The organism is Geodermatophilus saharensis (assembly GCF_900188205.1).
GTDB classification, from domain to species: domain Bacteria; phylum Actinomycetota; class Actinomycetes; order Mycobacteriales; family Geodermatophilaceae; genus Geodermatophilus; species Geodermatophilus saharensis.
In genome coordinates, this window is the sequence record NZ_FZOH01000003.1 from 37,133 (window position 1) to 60,812 (window position 23,680).

Genomic DNA, 23,680 nt, shown 5'->3' on the forward strand with positions numbered 1-23,680 from the left:
GGCGGGCGCGGTTGGCCGCGGGCGGCGGGGGGCAGGACCGGCCGCGTGACGATCCGCATCGGAGTGGTGGGGGCCGGTTTCATCGCCGGCCGGCACGTCGAGTCGCTGACCGGCCTCGACGGCGTCGCCGTCCCCGGGGTCGCCGACCCGCAGGCCGACCGCGCGCAGCGGCTGGCGGAGCGGGCCGGCGGGCGGGCGTACGGGGCGTGGGAGGACCTGCTCGACGGCGAGGAGCTCGACGCGCTCTACGTCTGCGTCCCGCCCGGCCAGCACGGCGCCGTGGAGGACGCCGCGATCGACGCCGGCCTGCCGCTGTTCGTGGAGAAGCCGCTGGGCACCGATCTCGCCACCGCCGAGCGGCTGGCGGAGCGGATCGCCGCGGCCGGACTGCTGACCGCCGTCGGCTACCACTGGCGCTACCTCGACACCCTCGAGCAGGCCCGCGGGCTGCTCGCCGGCCGGCCGCCGCGGCTGCTGCTGGGCACGTGGCTCGACGCGGCGCCCACCGCGCCGTGGTGGGCGCGGCAGGACCAGTCCGGCGGGCAGACCGTCGAGCAGGCCACCCACCTGCTCGACGTCGCCCGGGTGCTGGCCGGCGAGGTGGAGTCCGGCTGGGCCGCCGGCGGCCGCTCCCCGGACGGCCCCGGCGACGTCCACGACGCGTGCACCGCGTCGCTGCGCTTCGCCGGCGGCGCGCTCGCCTCGTTCTCCACCACCTGCCTGGCCCCGCGCGGCTACCGCATCGGCCTGCAGGTGGTCGCCCCCGGGCTCGGACTGGAGCTCACCGAGCACGAGCTGCGGATCGCCGACGCCGACGGCGAGCGCACCGTCGAGCGGGCCGCCGACCCGATCGAGGCCGAGGACGCGGCGTTCGTGGCCGCCGTCCGCGGCGAGGGCGACGACGTCCGCACGCCCTACGCCGAGGCGCTGCGGACCCACCGGCTCGCCGTGGCCGTGGCGCAGGCGGCGGCCGGCGGGGGGACGGTGCGGCTGTGAGGCCGGTCCGCACCCTCGGCGTCCTGCGCCCCGGCGAGCCGGCCGTCCTCGACGATCCCGAGCCCGACCCCGGGCCCGGCCAGGTGTGGGTGACCACCGAGTACAGCGGGATCAGCGCCGGCACCGAGGTGGCGCTGGTGCGCGGCACCGACGCCCACCACGTCACCCGCTGGGACCCCGAGCTGCGCTCCTTCACCCCCGGGGAGCCGGCCGCCGGCTACCCGGTGCGCGGGCTGGGCTACATGGAGGTCGGGCTGGTCACCGAGAGCCGCAGCCCCGACCTCGCCGAGGGCACCCGGGTGGCGATGGCCTACGGGCACCGCACCGGCCGCTGCGCCGACCCCGCGACCGCGCACGTCGTCCCCGTGCCCGACGACCTCGACCCGCTGCTCGGCGTCTACCTCGCCCACATGGGGCCGATCTGCGCCAACGGCCTGCTGCACGCGAGCGCGCAGGCCGCCGGGCCCGGCGGCGGGCTCGGCGACGGCGTCCGCGACCGGCACGTCCTGGTCACCGGCGCCGGGGTGATCGGGCTGGTCTGCGCGCTGCTCGCGGCGCGGCACGGCGCCGCCGACGTCGTCGTCGCGGAGCCCTCCCCGCAGCGGCGGGCGGTGGCCGCGGCGCTCGGGCTGGCCACCGTCGACGGCGACGGCTGGCACGAGGTCAAGCAGCGGTGGCGGCACGGGCCGGGCGACGCCGGCGCCGACCTCGCGCTGCAGTGCCGCGGCCACGACACCGCGCTGGCCACCGCGCTCAAGGCGCTGCGGCCGCAGGGCGTCGTCGTCGACCTCGGCTTCTACCAGGGCGGCGCCGGGGCGGTGCGGCTCGGCGAGGAGTTCCACCACAACGGCCTGTCGGTCGTGTGCGCCCAGATCAGCCGGGTGCCGCGGGGGATGGCCGGCGCCTGGCCGCGGCGCGCGCTGTCGGCCGCCACGCTCGACCTGCTGCGCGAGCGCGGCGAGGACGTCCGCCGGCACCTGGTCACCGACGTCGTGCCCTTCGACGAGGGTCCGGCGCTGCTGACCGACCTCGCGCAGCGCCGCCTCCCCGCCCCGCCGCTGCAGGCCGTACTGCGGTTCTGACCGCACCCGGCGGGCACGTCCCGGCGCGTCGCGCGGTGCGTCGCGCGGACCGACTTGTCGCGGAACACGATCGGCGGGATCCTGCGGTCACCGCCGCGGACGCCGGGGACCCGGGCTGCGCGGCGCGGTCCAGAGGAGGGCCGCCATGGGCTGGGCAGTCGTCAGCGTCGCCGGCTTCCTGGTGACCACGGGGCTGGTCGTGGCGATGGCGCGGAGCAACACCGCCCGCTGGGAGCGCGACCACCGCGCGGCACAGGTGGCCGCGCGGGCGCACGCGGCCCGCGGACGCAGCGTCTGGTCGGCCACGCTCGGCCGACGGCACGCCCAGTCGGAGGCGGCGGCGCGCCGGCCGCACCTGCACCTGCCGCACGTGCGCCTGCCGGCCGGACTGGTGGCCCGGCTGCCGCACCCCCACGTGCCGCACCCGCACCTGCCGCACCCCCACCTGGAGGCGGTGCGCCTGCCGGCCCTGCACCTGCCGCGCCGCGTCCGCCGGGCGCCGGAGCCGGAGGGGGAACCGCTGCCGGAGGCGGAACCGCAGCCGGCGGGCGCCGACGGCGACACCACCGGCGTGACGGGCGGGAGCGGCTGACCGGCTACCCGGCGGCCGGGTAGGGCAACGTGCCCGTGCGGACGTCCCAGGGCACCGCGCCGGGCCGCCGCGACCGCTGGGCCACCTCGCGGGCCGCCTGCCGGGCCGCCCGGCGGGCCGCGTCCTGCCGCGCAGCCGACCGCTGCACGTGCGCGGCCCGCGCCTCGGCCAGGCCCGGCGCGGTCACCCCGTCGGCGGTCAGGGCGCAGGCGGCCGACCGCACCCAGCGCACCCGGTCGCCGGCGTCGCGGACCCCGACGAGCAGGCCCCGGTCGTGGCGCCGCAGCGACAGCGCCGCGCCGCGCACGCTCGCCTCGGTGGCCGCGGCGTCGTCGGCGCCGGGGCCGTAGAGCCAGGTGACCGACCGAGCGGTGCGGCGGAGGCGGTCGTCACGCGCCCGCCAGGCGGTGTCGCCCAGCGGCGTGAGCTGCACCTCCAGGGCGGCGCCGAGCGCGTCGACGGCCACGTGCAGGCCGACGGGCCCGTCCCGGCCGGTCAGCGTCTCCACCCGCGGCCGGTGACCCTGGCCGGTGAGCCACGCGGTGAGTGCGGGGCGGTAGCGCAGGGGGTCGTAGGCGCGGGCCGCCGTCGCCGGGCGGGCGACGAGGGCGCACGGCTGCCCGCCGGTGTGCCGGAAGGCCGCCGTGTCGCCGTCGGTGACGACCGCGAGCAGCGCGCCGCAGCCGCCGGCCCGCCGCGCGCACCAGAAGGCGCCGCCGGCCTGCTCGTCGAGCAGGCGCGCCCCGGCGGCGTCCGCGGGCAGCTCGACGGCGGCGCTGCCCTCCGGCCCGTCGGTCACCGCCCAGCACAGTCCGTCCACGCGCCGCACGGTAGGAGCGGGGTCCGACAATCCGGGCGGGTGCCTTCATCGCGACAAGGGCACCCCCGTCGTCAGCGGGCGAGGGAGCGGAAGAGGTCGATCAGGCGGTCGGCGTGCGCGTCGAACACGTGCCGCTCGCGGGCGGCCAGCGCCGCGGCCTGCCCGGCCCGGGTCGCCACCTCCTGGTGCAGCGCCGCGGCGACGTCGTCGGCCGAGCGGTAGAACAGCCCCGTCCCGTCGGCGCGCAGCACCCGCTCCACCGACACCCGCGAGCCCGGGTTGGCCTGCTGCAGCAGCGGGAGCCCCGCGGTCAGGCAGACCGGCAGCCGGGCGGGGGAGTTCAGGTCGTCCCAGGTGGCCCGGCGCAGGTCGCCGCCGTTGGCCGAGTCGAAGCGGTGCAGCCAGCCGGCGTCGTGCCGGGACAGCTCGCGCACCCACTCCTCCGGCCCGACCGCCGGGTGCACGTGCACGAACCCCGGCCTGCGGGCGAGCGCCTCGTCGAGCCAGCCGGTCCAGGACCCCTTCGGCCCGGGCGCGCGCACCTGCCCGTAGAGGTGGGTGTGCACGCCGCGGTCGGCCAGCGCCAGCACCCAGTCCAGGTCCAGCCCCGAGGGCCGGCCGACGACGGCGGCGTGCGGCTGACCGTCGGCGTCGGACAGCTTCGGCGACAGCGGCGCGTCGAGCCAGTCGCGCTTGGGCAGGTCGCCGTCGAGCACGCCCAGCCGGGCGGGGTCGACCCGGCCGGACAGGGCGAGGGCGAACCAGTCGCGCTCCTCCTCGGTGGCCAGCAGGACGGCGTCGGCGCCGCAGACGAGGTCGGCCAGCAGCGGCCACTCCCCGCGGACGACGCTGCGCTGCGGCGCCTCCTTGAAGTGCCACACGAACGGCAGGTCGGGGAAGGCCTGCCGCACCGCGTGCGCGAACGGCACCGCCCGCCAGTTCAGCTGCGCCCACACGACGTCCGGGGCCAGTGCGCGCACGCCGTCGCGCCAGGTGTCGCGGTCCAGGTCGGGCACGGAGCCGAAGGGCAGCGGCCCGACGGTGGCGTCGCCGAGCCCGTCGGCGGTCCACAGCCCGGTGAGCCGGTGTCCGCGCTCGGCCAGTGCCAGCACCCGCTCGGGGTTGAACGCCAGTTCACCGACGACGAGCACCGACAGCCCGTCGGCGGCGGCCGGGTGGTCCCGCGACCGGAACCGCGCGTAGCGGGAGCGCTCGTCGAGGTCGGTGCCGTCGGTGGAGACGAAGCGCAGCGGCTGCGCCACCCGGTAGCGGGTGCGGAACACGTTGGGGCCACCGTCGAAGGCCTCCCGGATCGCCCGGGACCGCTGCGCGGGGTGCTGGGTCCACGCGCAGCTGACCCGGCCGGTGCCCGTCGTCGTCCCGCGGGCGGCCACCCGGGTCCACATCAGCCGGTCGAGGTCGTCGGTCTCCAGCTCGGCGCGCTCGGTCCACCGGTCGCCGGTGCGCCGGTGCACGACCTGCACCAGCTGCGCGTACGCGGTGCCGGCCGGCTCGACCAGCGCGGCGCGGACCAGCACGACGGCGGGGTCGGCCAGCCGGTCGAGGGCGGTGGCCAGGTGCTCGGGGAACCAGACGTCGTCGGCCGGCAGGTACGCCACGACCGGGGCGGTGGTCGCGTCCAGTGCGGTGTTGAGGGCCGCGCCCAGGCCGCGGTTGTCCTCGGTGCGCAGCAGCCGCACCCGGGGGTCGTCGGGCACGGTCACCGGCGCGCGCGACCCGTCGTCGACGACCACCGCCTCCCACGCCGTCTCCTCCTGGGCCAGCAGCGACTCCAGCGCCCGCGGGAGGAAGGCCGCCTGCTCGTGCACCGGCACGAGGACGGCGACCCGGGGTCTCACGCGGCGGGCTCGAGGTCGGCGGCCGTGCCCAGCACCCGGTCGTAGACGGCGGCCACGCGCGCCGACAGCGCCGGCCACCCGTACTCGGCCGAGCGCGCGCGGGCACCGGCGGCCAGCCGCGCCCGCAGCACGTCGTCGCCGGTGACCCGGTCCAGCGCGGCGGCCAGCGCGTCGACGTCGCCCGGCGGCACGAGCAGCCCGGTGACCCCGTGCCGCACCACCTCGGGGATCCCGCCGACGTCGCTGGCGACCACCGGCAGGCCCGCGGCCATCGCCTCGGTGAGCACCGAGCCCATCTCCTCGTACGCCGAGGGCAGCACCAGCACGTCGAGGGAGGCCAGCACCGCGGGCACGCGGGCGTGCTCGACGAAGCCGGCGAGGGTGATCCGGTCGGCGGCGGGGCTCTCGGCGGCCAGCCGCTCGACCAGCGCCCGGTCGGGACCGTCGCCGACGACGACCAGCGAGGCCTGCTCCCGCATCCGCCCGAACGCCCGCACCAGCGTGCCGGGGCTCTTCTGCGGCGCCAGCCGGCCGACGTAGCCGATGCGCGGCCGCGGCACCCCGGGGAGGACGTCGGCCGCGGGGGCGGCGAACAGCGCGGGGTCGAAGCCGGACGGGACGACGGAGACGCGGTCGGGGGGCACGCCGTCGTCGTGCAGGGCGGTGGCGGTGCGCCCGGTGAGGACGACGACGGCGTCGGCGCGCCGCAGCGAGCTGCGCTCGATCCAGCCGCCCAGCGCGCGCAGCAGCCGCACCTTCGGGCCGCGGCCGGCCAGGGTGTGCCCGACGCTGCAGTGCACGGTGACCACCAGGGGGCAGCGGTGCACCCGCGCGGCCAGCCGGGCCAGCGGCAGGGTGGCGAGGTCCTCGCCCTGGTGGGCGTGCACGACGTCGACCGGCGCCCGGCTGCCGGCGCGCAGCACCGCCGGCAGCCCGGACAGCGCCCACAGCTGACGCAGCCGCGGCACCGGCACCCCGGTGCGGTGCACCCGGGCGGCGACGCCCAGCGACGAGGTCCCCGCCGGGCCGGCCAGCCGCGCCGTCACCACCGTCTGCCGCACGCCGCGGGCGTCGAGGCAGCGGGTGAGCGTCGCCGTGTGGTTCTGCATGCCGCCGATCGGGTCGAAGCGCGCCGCGCGGGCGTCGAGCTCGCCGGGGAGGGCTCCGGCCCGGGCCGGCCGCCGGGCCGCCGGGGGTTCGAAGACGCTGCACAGGCGCAGCACGTGCAGGTCAGCGGCGGGGCGGGACACGCGGGTGGACCTCCGGCTCCTCGGGGGCGGGACTGGTAGTGCACCACGAGTTAGCGCACGGCACAGCCGGGGCAGTGGGGCGGGGTGATCACGCCGCTCGCCGACCCGGCCGTCCGCCGGGTGGCGCTGGTCCGGCTCCGGGTGGGCCTGGGCGACCTGCTGTGCACCGTCCCCGCGCTGCGCCGGCTGCGCGCCGCCCGTCCCGACGTCGAGGTGACGCTGGTGACCTTCGGCCGGATGGCGCCGGTGGTGGCGCGCCTCGGCGTCCCGGTCGGGCTGCTGTCCTTCCCCGGCGCGCCGGGCATCCCCGACGGCCCGGTCGAGGCCGGGGGGTGGGAGCCGTTCACCGCGGCCGCCCGGGAGCGCCGCTTCGACCTCGCGCTGCAGGCCTACGGCGACCGGCCGGCCGCCAACCGGGTCACCGCCGCGCTCGGCGCCCGGCTGACCGGCGGGTTCGCCCCCACCGGGTGGCAGCCCCCGCCGGGCACCGAGGCGCTGCACCTGCGGTACCCGCTGCACCTGCACGAGGCGGCGCGGCACGTCGCGCTGCTGGAGCACCTGGGCCTGCCGCCCGGCGGGGACGCGGCCATGGGCTTCCCGGTCACCGCCGACGACGAGGCCGAGCACGCCGCCACCCTCGCCGCGGCCGGGCTCGAGCCGGGCCGCTACGCCGTCCTGCACCCGGGCGCGTCGGCGCCCACCCGGCGCTGGCCGGTGGACCGCTACGCCGCGGTCGGCGACGCGCTGGCCGCCGACGGGCTGGCCGTCGTCGTCACGGGGGTGCCCGCCGAGCGGGAGATCTCCGCGCGCGTGGTCGCGGCGATGCGCGCCCCGGCGGTCGACCTCACCGGCGCCACCAGCCTGGGCGGGCTGGCCGCGCTGCTGCGCGACAGCGCGGTGCTGGTCGGCAACGACACCGGCTCGGCGCACCTCGCCGCCGCCGTCGGCGCCCGCTCCGTGACGGTCTTCCTCCCCGGCGACCCGGTGCGCTGGGCCCACCCCGGGCCGCGGCACCGCGCCCTGACGCCGACCGTCGCCTGCGCGCCCTGCCCGCACCTGGCCTGCCCGATCGAGTTCCGCTGCGCCCTGACCGTGTCGCCGGCCGCCGTCGCCGGCGCCGCGCGGGAGCTGGCGGCCTCGTGAGGGTCTCGTTCGTCGCCGACTCCGACGGCTGGGGCGGCGCGGAGGTGTGGCTGACCCACCACCTGCGCCGGGCCGCCGACGCCGGCGCGACGGCGTCACTGGTGTGCGCCGAGCCGGTGGCGTCCGGCTTCGCGCACCTCGACGTCGACCGCACCGTCGTGCCGCTGACCCGGCACACCGCCGCGGCGCCGCGGACCCGGGCGGCGCTGGCCGCGCAGCGCCCCGACGTCGTCGTGGTCAACCTCGTCGACCCCGCGTCCAACGCCGCCGCGGTCGCCGCCGCGCAGGAGGTGGCACCCACCGCGGGGGTGCTGCACCTGGTCGGCGACACCCGGGCGGGGGAGGAGCGGGCCGCGCTGACCGGGCTCTACCGGCGGATGGCCGCGGTGGTCAGCCCCTCGGAGGACGGCCGCGTGCAGGTGGTGGCCGACCTCGGCGTCGACCCGGCGCGGGTGCACGTGGTGCCCAACGGCGTCGACGTGCCGCCCGACCCCGCCGGGCCGGCCGGGCGCCCGGTGCCGCGGATCGGCGCGTTCGGCCGGCTCACCGCGCAGAAGGGCTTCGACGTGCTGCTCGCGGCGCTGCGCCGGCTCGACGTGCCCTTCGACGCCGTCGTCGGCGGGGCCGGCCGCGACGGCGAGGCCCTGCGCGCCGCGGCCGCCGGCCTGCCGGTGACCTTCCCCGGCTGGGTCTCCGACGCCCGCGGCTTCCTCGCCGGGCTGGACCTGTTCGTGCTGTCCTCGCGGGTCGAGGCCCTGCCCCTGGCGCTGCTGGAGGCGATGGCCGAGGGGCTGCCGTGCGTGGCCACCGACGTCGGCGACGTCCGGCGCGCGGTGGGGGAGGACGCCGTCGTCGTGCCGGTGGAGGACGCCGGCGCGCTGGCCGCGGCGCTGCGCGGGCTGCTCACCGACCCCGCCCGGCGCGCCGCCCTGGGTGTCCGGGCCCGGGTGCGGGCGGTACGCGACCTCGACGCCGGGCTGATGACCGCGCGGACGTTCCGGGTGCTCTCCGGCGTGGCGGGCGGCGCTGCGGGTAACCGACAGCGATGAGCAAGAACAACGACGCCGACGCCCAGCGCGCGGCCGCCCGCGAGGCGAAGAAGCAGGGGCTCTCGCCCAGCGAGGCCGGCGTCACGACCGGCGCCTCGAAGCAGACCCACCACGTCCGGAAGGGCGACGACCGGCACGAGCACTCCAGCGCCCAGGGGAAGAGCAAGACCTGAGGGCCGGGGGTGGCGGCGTCCCTCCGTCGGGCGCCGCCGCTCCCCGGCCGGTCTCAGCCGACGGACCCGGCCGTCGTGGGCAGCCCGTCGGCCACCCAGGCACGGTGCCCGCCGATGACGTCGCTCGCCGTCGCGAGGCCCAGCGAGCGCAGTGCGTCGGCGGCCAGGCTGGAGGTGTAGCCCTCCTGGCAGAGGACGACGACGTCGACGTCGTACCCGGTGGCCTGCGGGACCCGCGCGTCGCTCTCCGGGTCGAACCGCCACTCGAGGTGGTTGCGCTCGACGACGAGCGCGCCGGGCACCTCGCCCTCGGCCTCGCGCTGCGACTGCGGCCGGATGTCGACCAGCACCGCACCGTCGGCGACCCGGCGCGCGGCCTCGGCCGGCGTCACGCGAGTGATCCGGGACCGGGCCTCGGCCAGCAGCTGGTCGACGCTCTTGGCGCCGGGCGGGCGGCCGCTCACCAGTCGACGCCGGCGCGCTCGGTGCCGGTGTGCAACAGCACCCCGCCGTCGAGGTCGTAGGTGCTCATCTGCCGGAGTCCGGGGGTGTAGGCGTGCACGCTCACGGCCGCTGCGGTGCCCCGGTTGGTCACCCGGTGCACGTGGTGCGGGCCGAAGGGCCGCACCCGCCCGGCGGTCAGCTGGGCGCGCACCTCCCGGACGGCGCCGACCGGCCCGCCGACGGTGTCCTCGGTCAGCGTCCCGCGGACGACGGCGAAGGCGCCGGCCGAGCCGCCGTGGTCGTGCAGCGGCGTGCCCTGGCCGGGCAGCCAGGTCAGCAGCCAGACCTGGGCGCCGGCGAGGTCGGTGGCCAGGGCGGGGTCGAGCAGGGCGGCGGCGTCCTCGGCCGGCAGCAGGCCGGTCCAGCGGCTGGCGGCGCGGTACTCGACCCGCGGCAGCCAGGCCTCGGCGACGGCGGCCAGGGCGGCGGCGACCGCGGCGGCGGAGGTGGTGCGGGCGGCGGTGCCTGCGGTGGTGTCCGCCGGGGTCGTGCGCCCCTGGGAGGCGTCGGTCAGCAGGGAGGTGAGCGGGGGCATCGGGGCTCCGGGTGCAGGGCGCGCCGGCGCCCCGTCGGGGGGCGGGCGCGGGAGGTGGCGGTGGTCGGGCGCTCAGGCGGCCGGACACAGCGCGCTGGCCACCCGCAGCAGGTCGACGGCGGACCGGCGGGTGAGCGTCAGGGCGGGTGCCACGCCGCCATCCGACCCGGCGCCCGAATGTGTGTCAAGTCGATCGGCGTGGTGCACTTTGGCGTGTCGCGTGTCAGGGCCGCGTGGACGGCGTCAGGCGGGCAGGACGACGGTGCGCAGCTCGTGCGCGCCGTCGGGGCGGGTGGCCTCGTAGAACCAGCGGGCACCCCCGCCGGGCAGCGCGACGACGTCGGCGTAGCGCAGCCCGTGCGGCGCGTGGGGGCTCTGCAGGTACGGCCCGCCCGGGGCGGCGCGGAAGCCGCCGCCGTCGAGCCGGGCGAGGCCGGTGCGCTCCTCCCAGTTCTCCGCCGCGGTGGCCCGGCCGTCGTAGAGCGCCCAGGTGCGGTCGCCGTCGAGGACGACCGTGCTGAACCGCACGCCGCGGGCGTCCCAGCCGCCCGGGGTGCCGGCCAGCGCGGTGCCGCGCCAGGTCCAGGTGACGCCGTCGGGGCTGGTGGCGTGCTCGGTGGTCATCCGGTCGGTGGCGCCGGGGTCGTCGAGCGGGTGCACCGAGGCCCACAGGTGCCACTGGCCGCCGTCCCACCGCACGACGGGGTCCTTGGGCGCCTCGGTGGCGCTGCCGGGCAGCACGGTGCGCGGCTCGGCCGCGGCCAGCCCCTCCACGGTGCCGGCCTCCAGCAGGTCCACCCGCCAGTGCCGGGTGCCCGGCGTCGCGCAGCTGACGTAGAGCCGCCATCGGCCCTCGGGCGTGTGCACCAGCGCCGGCCGCTCCAGCGACTCGGCGCCGAAGCGCTCCTTGCCGAGCGCGAGGACCGGCTCGAAGCGGACGCCGTCGTCGGACCGCGCCACCACGGTGCCGAAGCCGCGGCCCTCGCCGACCGGGCGGCGCAGCCGGTGGGCCAGCCACCAGGTGCCCTCGACCAGCTGGGCCGACGGCGCGCCGGCCCACGATCCCGGGCGCGGGTCCTCCGGCTCGACGGCGACCTCGGCCTCGGCCCAGAAGCGGTCGGGCGCCGGGGGGCGGGGCGCGGTCACTGGACGGCTCCTCTCGGCCAGGTGGCGGACCTCCCCGTGTGTACACCGCAGGACGGGGGTGGGCCGGGTGTCCGCTGACGCCGGCCGGCTCCCGCAGTTCGTGATCGCCGGTGCCCCCAAGGCCGGGACGACGGCGCTGCACGCGGCGCTGGCCACCCACCCGGGGCTGTACCTGTCGCCGGTCAAGGAGCCGAAGTACTACCTGACCGACGGCCGCCCGCCGCCGCGCAGCCGCCAGCGCGGACCCGGGGACGCGCACAGCGCGCGGGAGTGGGTGTGGCGGCGGGAGGACTACCTGCGGCTGTTCGACGGCGCCCCGCCGGGGACGGTGCGCGGGGAGAGCACGCCGTTCTACCTCCACGACCGCGCCGCGCAGCGCCGCCTGGCCGCCGACGTCCCGGGGATCCGCGTGGTGGTCGTCGTGCGCGACCCGGTGGACCGGGCGTGGTCGAACTGGGTGCACCTGCGCGCCGACGGCCTGGAGCCCGAGGCGGACTTCGGCACCGCCGTCTCGCGGGAGGACGCGCGGGTGGCCGCCGGCTGGGCGCCCTTCTGGCACTACCGCGGGCTGGGGCGCTACGGCGAGCAGCTGCGCGACCTGTACGCCGTGCTGCCGCGGTCGCAGGTGCTCCTGCTGCGCTACCGGCAGCTGGTCGACACCCCGCGCGAGACGCTCGACCGGGTCAGCGACTTCCTCGGCGTCGAGCCGGGGGTGGCGCACACGGTGGCGCCGGAGAACGTGAAGCCCCACGTCCCGGACACGCCCCGCTACCGGGCGCTGGCCCGGGTGGTGCGGGCCGGTGCGGCGGTGGGCGCGTTCGCGCCGCCGCAGGTGTGGCGGCAGGTCTCGCGGCCGCTGCTCGCCGCGCTGCACGCCGGCCGCGTGCCCCGGCCGCCGCTGCCGGTCGAGGTGCGCCGCGCGGTGCTCGCCCCGCTGCTGCCCGACATCGCGCTGCTCGAGGAGCTCACCGGGGAGTCCTTCGACGACTGGCGCCGCGACACCGGCCGCGGCGACTTCGGCTCCCGCCGGTCCTGAGGGTCAGCGGCGCCCCCGGTAGGTCAGGTGGGTGCACGTCCGGCTCACCTCGACCGACGCCTGTTGGAGCTGCTGGCGGCCGGCGCCGGTGGACAGCGGGGTGCCCCCGCCCAGGACCTCCGGGGCGAGGTGCAGGCGCAGCTCGTCGAGCAGCCCGTCCCGCAGGCACGAGCCGACCAGCGCCCCGCCGCCCATGACGAAGACGTCGCGGTCGCCGGCGGCTGCCCGGGCCCGTCGGATCGCCGTGGCGGGGCCGTCGGTCACGAACGTGAAGGTGTGGGTGGCCGCGAGCCGGTGCTCCGCCGGCGGGCTGCTGGTGACGACGACGAAGGGCGGCCGGGCGTCGACCGTCGCGCCGTAGCCCATGCCGTCGCTCCACCCCCGGTCGACGTCGTCGAAGGTGCGCCGGCCCATGACGACGGCACCGGAGGCGGCGACGTGCCGCTCGAGGACCCCGCGGTCGACGGGGTCGTCGCTGCGCAGCGCCCAGGCGTGGATGGCCTCGACGCCGTCGTCGGGGCCATCCACGAAGCCGTCGAGGGAGACCGTGATGTCGCCGATGACGAGGGTCATGTGGTGTGGACGCCGCTGGGGCCGCGCACTCATCGCCGGTGTGGTGCTCGAGGTGGTGTCAAGGGGTGGCGCCTGTGGACAGGCGCCTGACCTGCGGATACGGGTCGCCGGGCGGCCCGTTCTGCGGTAGCCTCCGTACGTGTGTTCGGGTAGGTGGCAGGCCGGTGGCGACGTCCTGGATGACGTCGCCGCGCTGGTGGCCGAGCGCAACCGGATCGACGCGGCCCTGGCCCGCCGGGTGCGGGCGGCCGAGCTGTCCCAGGCGCCGGAGCGGGACGGGCAGGCCGCCTGCGGAGTGCCTCAGCCGGCGCTGGGTCGCCACGGTTCGTGCGCGTGCGCGAGCCAGACCATCTCCGGGTCGAGCCCGCGGATCAGCAGCTGGCCCTCGGTCTGCGGCTCGTCGAGCTCGCCGGACCACACCGCTGCGTCGCCGGCGATGACCACCGGTCGCCCGCCGGTCTCGACGACCACCACCTGCGTGCCGGGCGTGTGGCCAGGGGCCGGGACGAGCCGGAGCCCGGGGAGCAGCTCGAGCTCCCCGTCGACCGGCACGTACCGCACTCCGGGCGCCTCGACCCACTCCCGGATCGTGTAGTCGTCCTGGCTGCGCGCGTCGTCGAGCTCCCGGCGCTGGACGTAGACCGGCGTGCCGGCGAAGAGGTGGTTGCCGCCGCAGTGGTCGAAGTGCAGGTGCGTGTTGACGACCACGTCGATGCCGGCGGGATCGACGTCCTGCTCGCTCCACGGGCGCACGCGGGGATCCATGTCGGCGACGAGCGGGTGTGTCTCCGTCATGCCGGTGTCGACCAGCACCCGCCCCTCGGGATGGTCGACGACGTACACGTAGACCGGCATCAGCTCGCCCTCGGCGACCAGGTCGGCGACCCGGACCGGCGTGATCGTGGTGCCAGCGGGCGCGTTCATCGTGCGACGACCGGCGGGGTGGCGGTCGAGGGGAGGGTCATGGACGGCTCCTTCACCGTGCTGTGGCCGGCGCGACCTGCTCGGGCCGTGGTCGGCCGGCAGCGGCTGCTCAGTGGGGTCACGCTCATGCGTAGACGCTGCGAGCTACCACGACTCATCGCCGCACGCGGCGCCCCGAGGACGGGCACCGGGTCGACAGGAGCGGTGCAACCGTGGTTGCATCATCGCCGTGGCGGCCGTCGGGGAGTGGGTGTTGCTCTCGTACCGCCTGCCGCGCGAACCGTCGGGCCCGCGGACGACGCTGTGGCGGCGGCTGCGCCGGCTCGGCGTGGCCCAGCTCGGGGACGGCGTGGTGGCCCTCCCCGCCGACGCGCGCACCCGCGAGTCGCTCGAGTGGCTCGCCGACGACGTCCTCGCCGCCGGCGGCAGCGCCGGGGTCTGGCTCGCCCGCCCGGCCGGCACCGCCCAGGAGCGCGAGCTGGCCGCCGGGATGGCCGCGGCCCGGGCGGAGGAGTACCGCGCGTTCACCGCGGAGTGCGCAGCGGCCCTCGCGTCCCCCGACGCCGACCGTGCCCGCGCGCTGCGGCGGCTGCGCGGTGAGTGGCGCGCCATCGGCCGGCGCGACTTCTTCCCGCCGGCCGAGCGGGACCCGGCCGGCGCGGCGCTGCGGGCGCTGGCCGAGGCGGTCGGCGAGCCGCTGGCGGCCGGGCGGGGGAGCCGGCGGTGAGGTGGGCGACCCGGGCCGGGGTGCACGTCGACCGCGCCGCCTGCGCCTGGCTGATCCGCCGGTTCGTCGACCCGGACGCCGAGTTCGTCTTCGTCGCCGACCCCGCCGACGTGCCGGCCGACGCCACGCCCTTCGACATGCGCGGCGCGGAGCTCGGCCACGTCGGCGGGAACTGCTCGTTCGAGACGATCCTGCGCGTCCACGGCCTCACCGACCCCGCGCTGGAGCGGATCGGCGAGATCGTGCACGAGGCCGACCTCGACGACGGCCGCTTCGACGCCCCCGAGGCCCCGGGCCTCGACGTCCTGCTGCGCGGCCTGTCGATGACCGGCGACGACGAGCGCACCCTCGCCGTCTCCGGGCCGCTGTTCGACGGGCTCCACGAGTACGTCCGCCGCCGCCTGCTGCTCGGCCGTGAACCGGCCTGACCCCGACGGAGACCCGTGACCCCCGAGCCGCGCCCGACCCCCGCCGAGACCCGCCCGGCGACGGCGGTGCCACCGTTCCGCACCGCCGTCCGCGCGTGGTTCCTGGTGTCCCTGCAGACCTTCGGCGGCCCCGCCGGCCAGATCGCGGTCATGCAGCGCGAGCTGGTCGACGAGCGCCGCTGGATCGGCCAGCGCCGGTTCCTGCACGCCATGAACTACTGCATGCTGCTGCCCGGCCCCGAGGCCCAGCAGCTGGCCACCTACGTCGGCTGGCTGCTGCACGGCACGCGCGGCGGCCTCGTCGCCGGGGGGTTGTTCGTCCTCCCGGGCGTCCTCGCGCTGCTGGCCCTGTCGGTGGTCTACGTCGCCTTCGGCGACACCACCGCGGTGGCCGCGCTGTTCGCCGGGCTGGCGCCGGCGGTGGTGGCGATCGTCGTGCAGGCGGTGCAGCGGGTGGGCCGGCGCGCGCTCACCAGCCCGCCGCTGGTCGCCATCGCCGTCGCCGCGTTCCTGGCGCTGGCGCTGTTCGCCGTCCCGTTCCCGCTCGTCGTGCTCGCCGCCGGGCTCGTGGGCTGGGTGCTCGGCCGCCGGCGCCCGGCGGCGGTCGCCGAGCCACCCGCCGACGACGGCCTCGCACCGGTCATCGCCGACGACGCCCTGCACTCCGAGCGCCCCTCCGGTCGCCGCACGCTCACCGTGCTCGCCGCCGGGCTGCTCGCCTGGGCCGTGCCGCTGGGCGCCGTCGTCCTGCTCAACGGCCCCGGCAGCACGCTCTCCGAGCAGGGGCTGTTCTTCTCCGGCGCCGCGGTGGTCACCTTCGGCGGCGCCTACGCGGTGCTCGCCTACGTCGCGCAGGCCGCCGTGGGCACCTACGGCTGGCTGGCGCCGGGGGAGATGGTGCGCGGGCTGGCGCTGGCCGAGACCACGCCCGGGCCGCTCATCATGGTCGTGCAGTTCGTCGCCTTCGTCGGCGCCTTCCGCGCCCCCGGCGGGCTCGACCCCTGGGCCGCCGCGGTGCTCGCCTCGCTGCTGGTCACCTGGGTGACGTTCGTGCCGAGCTTCCTGTTCGTCCTGCTCGGCGCCCCCTACATCGAGCGGCTGCGCGGCAACCGGTCGCTGTCGGCCGCGCTCACCGGCATCACCGCCGCGGTCGTCGGCGTCATCGCCAGCCTCGGCCTCTACTTCGCCGTCCACACGCTGTTCTCCGAGACCGTGCGGCTCGGCCCGCTGGCGCTGGAGCTGCCCGACCCCTCCGCCGTGCGCCCGGTGGCCTGGGCCGTCGCCGCGGTCGCCGCCGTCCTGCTGTTCCGGCTGCGGTGGTCGGTGCTGCGGACGCTCGGCGTCTGCGCCGTGCTCGGGCTGGCCGCCGGCCTGGCCGGGCTGCCGGTGACGTGAGGGTGGGTGACCGGCGGCCGGCCGGGTAGGGCTCCCGGCCGAGGGCGGCGGGCAGCCCGGCCCGCCCCGGACGGGAGGCAGAGATGGCGATCGCGACGATCAACCCGGCCACCGGCGAGACGCTGAAGACCTACGAACCGCTGTCGGACGACGCCGTCGACGAGAAGATCGGCCGGGCCGCGGCCGCGTACCGCTCCTACCGGCTGACCAGCCCCGAGGAGCGCGTGGGCTGGCTGCGCGCGGCCGCCGACGTGCTCGACGACGACACCGACACCGTGGCCGCGCTCATGGTCACCGAGATGGGCAAGACGCTCGCCGCGGCGAAGGCCGAGGCGGCCAAGTGCGCCAAGGCGCTGCGGTACTACGCCGAGCACGGCCCGGCGATGCTCGAGCCGCAGCCGGCCGACGCCGCCGCCGTGGGCGCGGAACGCGCCTTCGTCGTGCACCGGCCGATCGGGGTGGTGCTGGCGATCATGCCGTGGAACTTCCCGCTCTGGCAGGCGATGCGGTTCGCCGCCCCGGCGCTCATGGCCGGCAACGTCGGGCTGCTCAAGCACGCGAGCAACGTGCCGCAGACGGCGCTGTACCTGGAGGAGCTCTTCCGCAAGGCCGGCTTCCCCGCCGACGTCTTCCAGACCCTGCTCATCGGCTCCTCGGCCATCGAGCGGGTGCTGCGCGACGACCGGGTCGCCGCCGCCACGCTCACCGGCAGCGCCCCCGCGGGGCAGTCGGTCGCTGCGATCGCCGGGGACGTGCTGAAGAAGACCGTGCTCGAGCTCGGCGGCAGCGACCCGTTCATCGTCATGCCCTCCGCCGACCTCGACCGTGCCGCCGAGGTCGCCGTCACCGCGCGCTGCCAGAACAACGGGCAGAGCTGCATCGCCGCCAAGCGGTTCTTCGTGCACCGCGACGTCGCCGAGGAGTTCACCCGGCTGTTCGCCGAGAAGCTCGCCGCGCTCACCGTCGGCGACCCGATGGACGAGGGCACCCAGGTCGGCCCGCTGGCCACCGAGTCCGGCCGGGAGGACGTGGAGCGGTACGTGCAGGACGCCGTCGACAAGGGCGCGACCGTCGTCGTCGGCGGCAACCGTCCCGACCGCCCCGGCTGGTACTACGAGCCGACCCTGCTCACCGGGATCACCCCGGAGATGGACCTCTACGACGAGGAGGTCTTCGGCCCGGTGGCCGCGCTGTGGACCGTCGACGGCCTGGAGGAGGCGATCGAGATCGCCAACAGCCACCCCTACGGCCTCGGCGCGAACCTGTGGAGCGAGGACGAGCAGGAGCGCGCGACGTTCGTCCGCGACGTCGAGAGCGGCATGGCGTTCGTCAACGGGATGGTCACCAGCTACCCGGAGCTGCCCTTCGGCGGGGTCAAGCAGAGCGGCTACGGCCGCGAGCTCACCGAGCTCGGCATGTACGAGTTCATGAACGCCACGACCGTGTGGATCGGCCCGCCGAGCAGCCAGCAGGGCCCCGGCGACACCGCCGGCGCCGCCTCGGAGTGACCCCGGCGTCCCGGGGTAGCAGGCCCCTGTGACGAAGACGACGACGGACAACCACTTCGTGGCCCAGGCGGTGCACGACCTCGGCACGGCGCTGTGGTTCGGCGGCGCGGTGATGGGGATCGCCGGTGTGAACAAGTCCGGCAGCGACCTGACCTCCGGGATCGACAAGGTCCGGGTGGCCAGCTCCGCCTGGAGCCGGTTCGCGCCGGCCCAGTGGGGTGGCATCGCCGCGACGCTGGGCGCCGGCCTGCAGTTGACCCGGTCCAACCGGGGGCGGCTGGCGCTGCAGCAGGGCTACGGGACGGTCGGTGCGCTCAAGGCGGCGCTGACCGTGGCCGGGGCCGGGGCGACCGCCTACGCCGCCTACACGGGCAAGAAGATCGGGGAGCTGGCGGAGCAGGCGAACCGCGACGGCGGCGTCGAGGTCAAGGACGCCACCCTGCCCTCGGCGGGCACCCCGCCGGAGATCAGGACGTGGCAGGGCCGGCAGCGGGTCGCGCAGGCCGCCGTCCCGGCGCTGGCCGGTGCGGTGGTCGTCTGCAACGCCTGGCTGGTGCAGGCCCACCGGCCGGCGTCGACCGTCAAGGGCGTCCTGGGGCGCCTGCTGCCGGTCTAGCGGCACCGCCGGCCGGGCGCCGTCAGGGTGCCCGGCCGGCGGTCAGCCGCCGTCGGGGTGCTCGGCGCGGACCACGAACCGGCTGCCGCTGCCGGCGGGCAGCACGGCCAGGGAGACGGCGGGGGAGACCTTCTCCGCCAGCCACAGCAGCAGCAGCCGCCGGTCGGCGGGGACCTCGTGCGGGTGCAGCGCCGGGTAGGCACCCGCGACGGCGACCTCGCAGGCGACCGCCGCGCCGTCGCGCGCCACCCGCACCGGCACGCCGTCGGGGTGCCCGGACAGGTCCGCGGCGGTGCGGACCGCCTCGTGCAGGACCAGGACGAGCTCGTCGCGCAGGGTGCCGGACAGGCCGGCGTCGGCCATCACCGCCGTCCACCACGCGCGGTTGCCCGCCGCGGCGTGCGGGTCGAGCGTGCGCCGGGCCAGCTCCGTGCCGGCAGCCGGCCGCGGGGCCGCCTCCAGCTCCGGGTTCGGCAGGTCGGTGCCCGAGCACCACAGCAGCGGGTGGGTGCTGCGGGCCGTGGCCACGGCGGCCGGCGGGGCGGCCGCCGTGTCGACCAGGCAGCTCAGCTCCACCGGCCGGACCGCCACGGCGGCGGTGGCCTCGTGCTCGGCGGAGCGCCAGCGGGCGGCGTCGGACAGCAGCGCCGGCGGCGGCTGGCTCAGCACCGCCACCCGCCTCCCCGACCCCGGGGCCAGCAGCCGGGACCACTCGTCGGCCAGCTCCCGGGGCGGCACGCGCACCAGCCGCTGCTGCGGCGCGAAGGTCACCGGCGCGCCGGGCAGCTCCTCGGTGAGCGCCCGCCGGACGGCGTCGTCGACGTGGGCCACCACCGGCGACCCCGCCGCGACCGCCCGGCGGCACAGCTCGACGGCCACCCGCCCGGCCTCCTCCGCCCCGGCGTGGAAGGCGCACCGGTGCACGGCGGACGTCGCGGTCACCGCCCCGCCCCGCCGCCGTCCGTCAGCCGGACCTCGCGGCCCGGGTGCCGCCCGGCCATCAGCGTGACCAGCCGGCCGGTCAGCCGGGAGGCACCCACCAGCGTCAGCCCGGGGGGCCCGGCCGCCGCCGCCACCAGCGCGTCGGCCGCCCCGACGTCGAGGAAGCGCAGGTCGGTCACGTCCCAGGTCGCCGGCCGCGCGGCGACCCGTAGCGTCGCGTGGAGGACGGCGCGCAGCGCGTCGGCGTTGGCCGAGTCCAGCTCCCCGGCCATGCGCAGCACCGCCCCGGCGACGACGAGGCGGAAGACGCCGTCGTCGTACTCGGCCCGGGCGTCGTGCTCGTGGTCGTGCAGCCGCGTCAGCTGCTCCCGCTGGCCGGGCACGAGCAGGTCCCGGAAGTAGGGGCAGAGCACGGTGAGCGGCAGGTGGGTGACCAGCTCGGTCACGACCGCCTCGAACGGGTTGTCCCCGGCCGAGGTGAGCGCGCCGCTGAACCGGACGCCGGGCCAGCCCTCGGCGACCGCGCCGGTGATCGCGTCGCGGACCGCGTCCGGGTCCGGCGGCAGGATCCGGACCGGGCGGTCGAGCGCCTGCGCCGACGTCGATCCCGGCCGGCCCGAGCCGAGCAGGCCCTGCCGGCGCAGCCGGGTCCACATCCGCTCCTCGCGGTCGCCCAGCCCCACGAGGATCACCTGCTCGCCCCGGCGCACGCCCTCGGCGACGAAGTCGCCGACCACCTGGGCGTGCGCCTCCTCGCTGTCGAGGACCACCCAGTCGTGCCGGCCGGTGCTCATCGGTCAGGGTCCCCCGGGAGCCCGCCCGTCCCCGCCCGCGGAGACCGGACGCGGCGTCTCGCCGGTCTCGGTGACCAGGGCGGCGACGTCTCGGACCTTGCGGTGGGTGTCCTGGGAGGCGCGCACGAGGATGCCGAAGGCGGTGTCGGCGGTGATCCGGTAGCGCTCCATCAGCACGCCCTTCGCCTGTCCGATGAGGTCGCGGCTGTCCAGGGCCACGACGAGGTTGGTGGTGCGCCGCACGGTGTGCAGCGCCAGCGCGACCTGCCCGGCCACCGGGACCAGCGTCGCGCGGTCGGCGCCCGGACCGGCACCGGTGGCGTAGACCGACAGGGCGCCGATCACCTCGGCGCCGGTGTCGAGGGGCAGGCAGGTGGCCGCCCGCACGCCCGCGGCGGCGGCCGCACCGGCCAGCAGCGGCCACCGCAGATCGCGGCCGAGGTCGCCGCTGCCGGCCGGGGTGCCGGCCAGGGCGGCCAGCAGCGGACCCTGCCCGCGGCCCACCTGCACCGCGTCGAGCCCGGCGGCCGGTCCGGTGTCCCCCTGGGGCGCGACCGGCCGGCGGCCGGTGCCCAGCAGGGTCAGCGCCACCGACGCGTCCGGCGGCAGCAGGGTCGCCACGTCGTCGAGGACGGCCCGGACGGCGGCCTCCGGGTCCTCCGCGGCGTGCCACCGGCGGGCCGCGGCCAGCAGCCAGCCGGCGAGGTCGGGTCGGGGACGGGGGACGGTCGTGACAGGGTGCACCGCGGCACCTCCAGCCGGATCGGGCTCCGGTCGCGAAGTGGGTGAGGAGGGCCCCGTGGTTCGACGCGCTCTCTCTCCGGGTGCGGCCGATCGTGCCACCCGCAGGGACGACACGCCCACGACTCGCTCACGAGAGTGACCTGGCGCACACGCAGCGCGCAGATCGGCACCGGCTAGCGTCGGGCCGGTGACCGGCACCGTCCGCGACGCGACCCCCGACGACGCCGCCGCGTGCGCCGCCGTCTACGCCCCCTACGTCACCGGCACCACCGTCTCCTTCGAGACCACCCCGCCGACGACGGAGGAGATGGCGGCGCGGATCGCCACGGCTCTGGAGCGCCACGCCTGGCTGGTGCTCGAGGCCGACGGCGCCGTGCGGGGCTTCGCGTACGGCGGGCCCTTCATGAGCCGCGCGGCCTACCGGTGGTCGTGCTCGGTGAGCGTCTACCTCGAGCCGGGCCGGCGGCGCACCGGCGCCGGCCGGGCCCTCTACGGCGCGCTGCTCGACCGGCTCGCCGCGCGCGGGTACCGGGTGGCGCTGGCCGGCGTCACGCTGCCCAACGACGCCAGCCTCGGCCTGCACCGGGCGCTCGGCTTCGAGCCCGTGGGCACCTACCGGCGGGTCGGCTGGAAGGACGGCGCCTGGCGCGACGTCACGTGGCTGCAGCGCGACCTGGGCCCCGGCCCCGCCGACGGCCCACCGCCCGCCGAGCCGCGCTGACCGCCGCGCCCTACCCTCCCCGTCGGGACCGACGGGGAGGACGACGTGCGCACGCTGCTGACCAACTTCCGGAACTTCGCCTTCTCGGGGAGCCTGGTCGACCTCGCGGTCGGCCTGGCGATCGGGGCGGCCTTCGCCACGGTGGTCGAGTCGCTGGTCGGCGACGTGATCCTCCCGCTGGTGGCGGCGGTCTTCGGCCAGCCGGACTTCGACGCCCTCGTGCTCACCGTCAACGGCGCGCAGATCCGCTACGGGTCGTTCCTCACCGCGTTCGTCTCGTTCCTGCTCCTCGCCCTGACGATCATGTTCCTGGTGCAGGCGATCCGCCGGGCCACCGGCCGGGAGACCGCCGGCGCGCAGGGCAACCGCGAGTGCGACCACTGCCGGAGCTTCATCCCGGTGGACGCCTCGGTCTGCATGTTCTGCACCCGCGACGTCGAGCCCGTCGTCCCCTGACACCGGCCCCGGCCCCCGCTCGGAAACCCGGGCGACGGGCGGGCGGGCCGGTGCCAGCATGCGGGGCGTGGACGTGCTCTCGTCGCTGCCGGCGTTCCTCCTGGCGGTGGTGCTCATCTCGGCCTCGCCGGGGCCGGCGATGGCCCTGATCCTGCGCCGGGCCGCACTGCGCGGGTTCCGCGCGACGGTCCCGACCGTGCTGGGCCTGGAGCTCGGCCTCTACGCGTGGGCGCTGCTCGCCGCGGCCGGGTTCGCCGCGCTGGTCGCCGCCTCCGAGGTCGCCTTCCTGGTGCTGCGGGTCGTGGGCGCCGTCGTGCTGGTCTGGCTGGGCCTGCAGGCGTGGCGCTCGGCCTGGCGGGAGCACCGCGCCGCCGCCGGGGGCCCGCTGGCGCCGGAGGTGCCGCCCGCCGGGCGCCGCGGCCGGTGGGTGGCGTTCGGCGAGGGGCTGCTCGTGCAGCTCGCGAACCCGAAGGCCGCCGTCTTCATGATCGCGTTCTACCCGCAGTTCGTGCCGGCCGACCGGCCGCTGTTCGCCACCACCGCGGTGCTGGCGCTCCTGCAGGTCGCGATCGAGCTGGTGCTGTACCTGTCGCTGGCCGCCGGGGTGGCCCGCGCCGGCGGGTGGTTCCGGCGGCGGCGGGTGCGCCAGGCGCTGGAGACGGCCAGCGGCACCGCCCTCGTCGGCCTCGGCGTCCGGGTGGCGGTGTCCTCCCGCTGACCTCCCGCCGGCCCCCTCCGCGGCCGGGCGCCACCCGCTACGGTCTGCGCCGGCACCGACGGGACGGGGAGGGCGCGTGACCACACCGGTCAGGCACGGTCAGGGGACGCTGGCCACCGGGCAGTACTGGCAGGGCTGGGCGGTGCCCGACCCGGTCGGCGTCGTGGTGCTGGTGCACGGCGCCCACGAGCACGGCGGCCGGTACGCACACGTCGCCGAGCGGCTCGGCGCCACCGGGTACGCCTCCTACGCCCCCGACCACCCCGGTCACGGCCGCTCCCCGGGCCGCCGCGGCGACATCCGCAGCCTGGCCGCGGCCGTCGAGGGCGTCGCGCAGACCGCCCGCGCCGCCGCCGACCGCCACCCCGGCGTCCCGCTGTTCGTCTACGGCCACAGCCTCGGCGGCCTGGTGGCGCTGCAGTACCTCACCGGCACCCCGCACGAGCGGGTCGTCGGTGCCGTCGTCTCCGCGCCCGCCCTCGACACCAGCACCGCCACCCCGGCGCAGCGCGTGCTCGCGCCGGTGCTCTCCCGCGTCGCCCCCGGCCTCGGCGTGCTCACCCTCGACGCCGAGACGGTCAGCCGCGACCCCGAGGTGGTGGCCGCCTACCGGGCCGACCCGCTCAACCACACCGGGAGGATGGTCGCCCGCACCGGCACCGAGATCATGCTCGGTGCCGCCGGGATGCCGGCCCGGCTTCGGGACCTGCGGCTGCCGCTGCTGGTGGTGCACGGCGGCGACGACCGGCTGATGCCGCCGTCGGCCAGCGAGGTCGTGCGGCAGCACGCCGGGTCGCCGGACCTCACGGTGCGCGTCTACGACGGGCTGTACCACGAGCCGCACAACGAGCCGGAGAAGGACCGGGTGCTCGACGACGTCGTCGCCTGGCTCGACGCCCACCGCGGCAGCTGAGGCGCTCGCGCGGCGGCGGCCGCCGGTCCGTGACAG

At 77.7% G+C, this 23,680-nt stretch carries 28 protein-coding genes; 16 read left to right on the forward strand and 12 right to left on the reverse strand.

What is annotated here, in order from left to right; genetic code table 11:
* Nucleotides 1–45: 45 nt before the first annotated feature.
* The 3 genes from CHC04_RS08235 to CHC04_RS08245 all read left to right on the forward strand — a co-directional run bounded on the left by CHC04_RS08235 (nt 46) and on the right by CHC04_RS08245 (nt 2,670).
* Complete coding sequence (locus CHC04_RS08235; RefSeq protein WP_089403460.1) at nt 46–996, forward strand: Gfo/Idh/MocA family protein; 951 nt, start codon at nt 46–48, stop codon at nt 994–996.
* Nucleotides 993–2,078, forward strand: coding sequence for a zinc-dependent alcohol dehydrogenase (locus CHC04_RS08240; protein WP_217897256.1), 1,086 nt, complete (start codon nt 993–995; stop codon nt 2,076–2,078). Before CHC04_RS08235 ends, CHC04_RS08240 begins: the two co-directional genes overlap by 4 nt.
* Before the next feature lie 145 nt (nt 2,079–2,223).
* On the forward strand, nt 2,224–2,670 hold the full coding sequence (locus CHC04_RS08245; RefSeq protein ID WP_089403461.1) for a hypothetical protein: 447 nt from the start codon (nt 2,224–2,226) through the stop codon (nt 2,668–2,670).
* A gap of 4 nt (nt 2,671–2,674) precedes the next feature.
* On the opposite strand, the gene CHC04_RS08250 is transcribed toward CHC04_RS08245, so the two are convergent.
* The 3 genes from CHC04_RS08250 to CHC04_RS08260 all read right to left on the reverse strand — a co-directional run bounded on the left by CHC04_RS08250 (nt 2,675) and on the right by CHC04_RS08260 (nt 6,599).
* Nucleotides 2,675–3,490 (reverse strand): hypothetical protein, encoded by an 816-nt coding sequence (locus CHC04_RS08250; protein ID WP_141233737.1) that lies wholly within the window; start codon nt 3,488–3,490, stop codon nt 2,675–2,677.
* A 71-nt stretch (nt 3,491–3,561) separates the two neighbouring features.
* Nucleotides 3,562–5,349 carry a glycosyltransferase family 2 protein gene (locus tag CHC04_RS08255; RefSeq protein ID WP_089403463.1) on the reverse strand — a complete coding sequence of 596 codons (1,788 nt, stop codon included), beginning with the start codon at nt 5,347–5,349 and terminating at the stop codon, nt 3,562–3,564.
* Entirely contained in the window at nt 5,346–6,599 is a 1,254-nt protein-coding gene (locus CHC04_RS08260; protein ID WP_089403464.1) for a glycosyltransferase, read from the reverse strand. Before CHC04_RS08260 ends, CHC04_RS08255 begins: the two co-directional genes overlap by 4 nt.
* 84 nt (nt 6,600–6,683) lie before the next feature.
* On the opposite strand from CHC04_RS08260, the gene CHC04_RS08265 reads away from it, so the two are divergent.
* Genes CHC04_RS08265 through CHC04_RS24035 form a run of 3 tightly spaced genes read left to right on the forward strand, consistent with a single transcriptional unit; the run spans nt 6,684 to nt 8,964 of the window.
* Entirely contained in the window at nt 6,684–7,742 is a 1,059-nt protein-coding gene (locus CHC04_RS08265; RefSeq protein WP_089403465.1) for a glycosyltransferase family 9 protein, read from the forward strand.
* A complete protein-coding gene (locus CHC04_RS08270; protein WP_089403466.1) occupies nt 7,739–8,791 on the forward strand; it encodes a glycosyltransferase in 1,053 nt (350 codons plus the stop codon). The genes CHC04_RS08265 and CHC04_RS08270 overlap by 4 nt, the downstream gene beginning before the upstream one ends.
* A complete protein-coding gene (locus CHC04_RS24035) occupies nt 8,788–8,964 on the forward strand; it encodes a hypothetical protein (RefSeq protein ID WP_176449897.1) in 177 nt (58 codons plus the stop codon). Before CHC04_RS08270 ends, CHC04_RS24035 begins: the two co-directional genes overlap by 4 nt.
* Before the next feature lie 53 nt (nt 8,965–9,017).
* Here CHC04_RS24035 and CHC04_RS08275 read toward each other — a convergent pair whose 3' ends face one another.
* The 4 genes from CHC04_RS08275 to CHC04_RS08285 all read right to left on the reverse strand — a co-directional run bounded on the left by CHC04_RS08275 (nt 9,018) and on the right by CHC04_RS08285 (nt 11,149).
* Nucleotides 9,018–9,428 (reverse strand): rhodanese-like domain-containing protein, encoded by a 411-nt coding sequence (locus CHC04_RS08275; RefSeq protein WP_217897257.1) that lies wholly within the window; start codon nt 9,426–9,428, stop codon nt 9,018–9,020.
* A complete protein-coding gene (locus CHC04_RS08280; RefSeq protein ID WP_089403467.1) occupies nt 9,425–10,003 on the reverse strand; it encodes a cysteine dioxygenase in 579 nt (192 codons plus the stop codon). The genes CHC04_RS08275 and CHC04_RS08280 overlap by 4 nt, the downstream gene beginning before the upstream one ends.
* Nucleotides 10,004–10,075: 72 nt before the next feature.
* Entirely contained in the window at nt 10,076–10,210 is a 135-nt protein-coding gene (locus CHC04_RS25530) for a putative leader peptide (protein ID WP_425432453.1), read from the reverse strand.
* 36 nt (nt 10,211–10,246) lie between these two features.
* The gene (locus tag CHC04_RS08285) at nt 10,247–11,149 is read right to left on the reverse strand and encodes a hypothetical protein (RefSeq protein ID WP_245817067.1); all 903 of its coding nucleotides are present in this window, start codon (nt 11,147–11,149) and stop codon (nt 10,247–10,249) included.
* 67 nt (nt 11,150–11,216) lie between these two features.
* Here CHC04_RS08285 and CHC04_RS08290 point away from each other — a divergent pair, with 67 nt between their 5' ends.
* Nucleotides 11,217–12,185 (forward strand): sulfotransferase, encoded by a 969-nt coding sequence (locus CHC04_RS08290; RefSeq protein WP_089403972.1) that lies wholly within the window; start codon nt 11,217–11,219, stop codon nt 12,183–12,185.
* A gap of 3 nt (nt 12,186–12,188) precedes the next feature.
* Here CHC04_RS08290 and CHC04_RS08295 read toward each other — a convergent pair whose 3' ends face one another.
* Together CHC04_RS08295 and CHC04_RS08300 are read right to left on the reverse strand one after the other, a co-directional pair.
* Complete coding sequence (locus tag CHC04_RS08295) at nt 12,189–12,758, reverse strand: dihydrofolate reductase family protein (protein WP_089403468.1); 570 nt, start codon at nt 12,756–12,758, stop codon at nt 12,189–12,191.
* 300 nt (nt 12,759–13,058) lie between these two features.
* Complete coding sequence (locus CHC04_RS08300) at nt 13,059–13,682, reverse strand: N-acyl homoserine lactonase family protein (protein ID WP_089403469.1); 624 nt, start codon at nt 13,680–13,682, stop codon at nt 13,059–13,061.
* A gap of 229 nt (nt 13,683–13,911) precedes the next feature.
* Here CHC04_RS08300 and CHC04_RS08305 point away from each other — a divergent pair, with 229 nt between their 5' ends.
* The 5 genes from CHC04_RS08305 to CHC04_RS08325 all read left to right on the forward strand — a co-directional run bounded on the left by CHC04_RS08305 (nt 13,912) and on the right by CHC04_RS08325 (nt 18,356).
* Nucleotides 13,912–14,409: a Chromate resistance protein ChrB gene (locus CHC04_RS08305; RefSeq protein ID WP_245817068.1), complete on the forward strand. Its 498-nt coding sequence runs from the start codon at nt 13,912–13,914 to the stop codon at nt 14,407–14,409.
* A complete protein-coding gene (locus CHC04_RS08310) occupies nt 14,406–14,837 on the forward strand; it encodes a chromate resistance protein ChrB domain-containing protein (protein ID WP_089403470.1) in 432 nt (143 codons plus the stop codon). Before CHC04_RS08305 ends, CHC04_RS08310 begins: the two co-directional genes overlap by 4 nt.
* 15 nt (nt 14,838–14,852) lie before the next feature.
* Nucleotides 14,853–16,232 carry a chromate efflux transporter gene (gene chrA, locus CHC04_RS08315; RefSeq protein WP_089403471.1) on the forward strand — a complete coding sequence of 460 codons (1,380 nt, stop codon included), beginning with the start codon at nt 14,853–14,855 and terminating at the stop codon, nt 16,230–16,232.
* Nucleotides 16,233–16,315: 83 nt separating this feature from the next.
* Nucleotides 16,316–17,740, forward strand: coding sequence for an NADP-dependent succinic semialdehyde dehydrogenase (locus tag CHC04_RS08320; RefSeq protein ID WP_089403472.1), 1,425 nt, complete (start codon nt 16,316–16,318; stop codon nt 17,738–17,740).
* Between the two features lie 28 nt (nt 17,741–17,768).
* On the forward strand, nt 17,769–18,356 hold the full coding sequence (locus CHC04_RS08325) for a hypothetical protein (protein WP_089403473.1): 588 nt from the start codon (nt 17,769–17,771) through the stop codon (nt 18,354–18,356).
* A gap of 42 nt (nt 18,357–18,398) precedes the next feature.
* Here CHC04_RS08325 and CHC04_RS08330 read toward each other — a convergent pair whose 3' ends face one another.
* From CHC04_RS08330 to CHC04_RS08340, 3 genes are read right to left on the reverse strand one after another with little or no spacing between them, the layout of a single operon-like run.
* Entirely contained in the window at nt 18,399–19,298 is a 900-nt protein-coding gene (locus tag CHC04_RS08330; protein ID WP_089403474.1) for an MEDS domain-containing protein, read from the reverse strand.
* Nucleotides 19,295–20,092: an MEDS domain-containing protein gene (locus CHC04_RS08335; protein ID WP_089403475.1), complete on the reverse strand. Its 798-nt coding sequence runs from the start codon at nt 20,090–20,092 to the stop codon at nt 19,295–19,297. Before CHC04_RS08335 ends, CHC04_RS08330 begins: the two co-directional genes overlap by 4 nt.
* A 3-nt stretch (nt 20,093–20,095) precedes the next feature.
* Complete coding sequence (locus tag CHC04_RS08340) at nt 20,096–20,836, reverse strand: GAF and ANTAR domain-containing protein (RefSeq protein ID WP_089403476.1); 741 nt, start codon at nt 20,834–20,836, stop codon at nt 20,096–20,098.
* Between the two features lie 187 nt (nt 20,837–21,023).
* On the opposite strand from CHC04_RS08340, the gene CHC04_RS08345 reads away from it, so the two are divergent.
* From CHC04_RS08345 to CHC04_RS08360, 4 genes are all read left to right on the forward strand, one after another.
* Nucleotides 21,024–21,557: a GNAT family N-acetyltransferase gene (locus CHC04_RS08345; protein ID WP_089403477.1), complete on the forward strand. Its 534-nt coding sequence runs from the start codon at nt 21,024–21,026 to the stop codon at nt 21,555–21,557.
* A gap of 45 nt (nt 21,558–21,602) precedes the next feature.
* Complete coding sequence (gene mscL / locus CHC04_RS08350) at nt 21,603–22,013, forward strand: large conductance mechanosensitive channel protein MscL (protein WP_089403478.1); 411 nt, start codon at nt 21,603–21,605, stop codon at nt 22,011–22,013.
* A 67-nt stretch (nt 22,014–22,080) separates the two neighbouring features.
* A complete protein-coding gene (locus tag CHC04_RS08355) occupies nt 22,081–22,731 on the forward strand; it encodes a LysE family translocator (protein WP_089403479.1) in 651 nt (216 codons plus the stop codon).
* 76 nt (nt 22,732–22,807) lie between these two features.
* Nucleotides 22,808–23,644, forward strand: a complete 837-nt coding sequence (locus CHC04_RS08360) for an alpha/beta hydrolase (protein ID WP_089403480.1) — start codon at nt 22,808–22,810, stop codon at nt 23,642–23,644.
* Nucleotides 23,645–23,680: the final 36 nt, after the last annotated feature.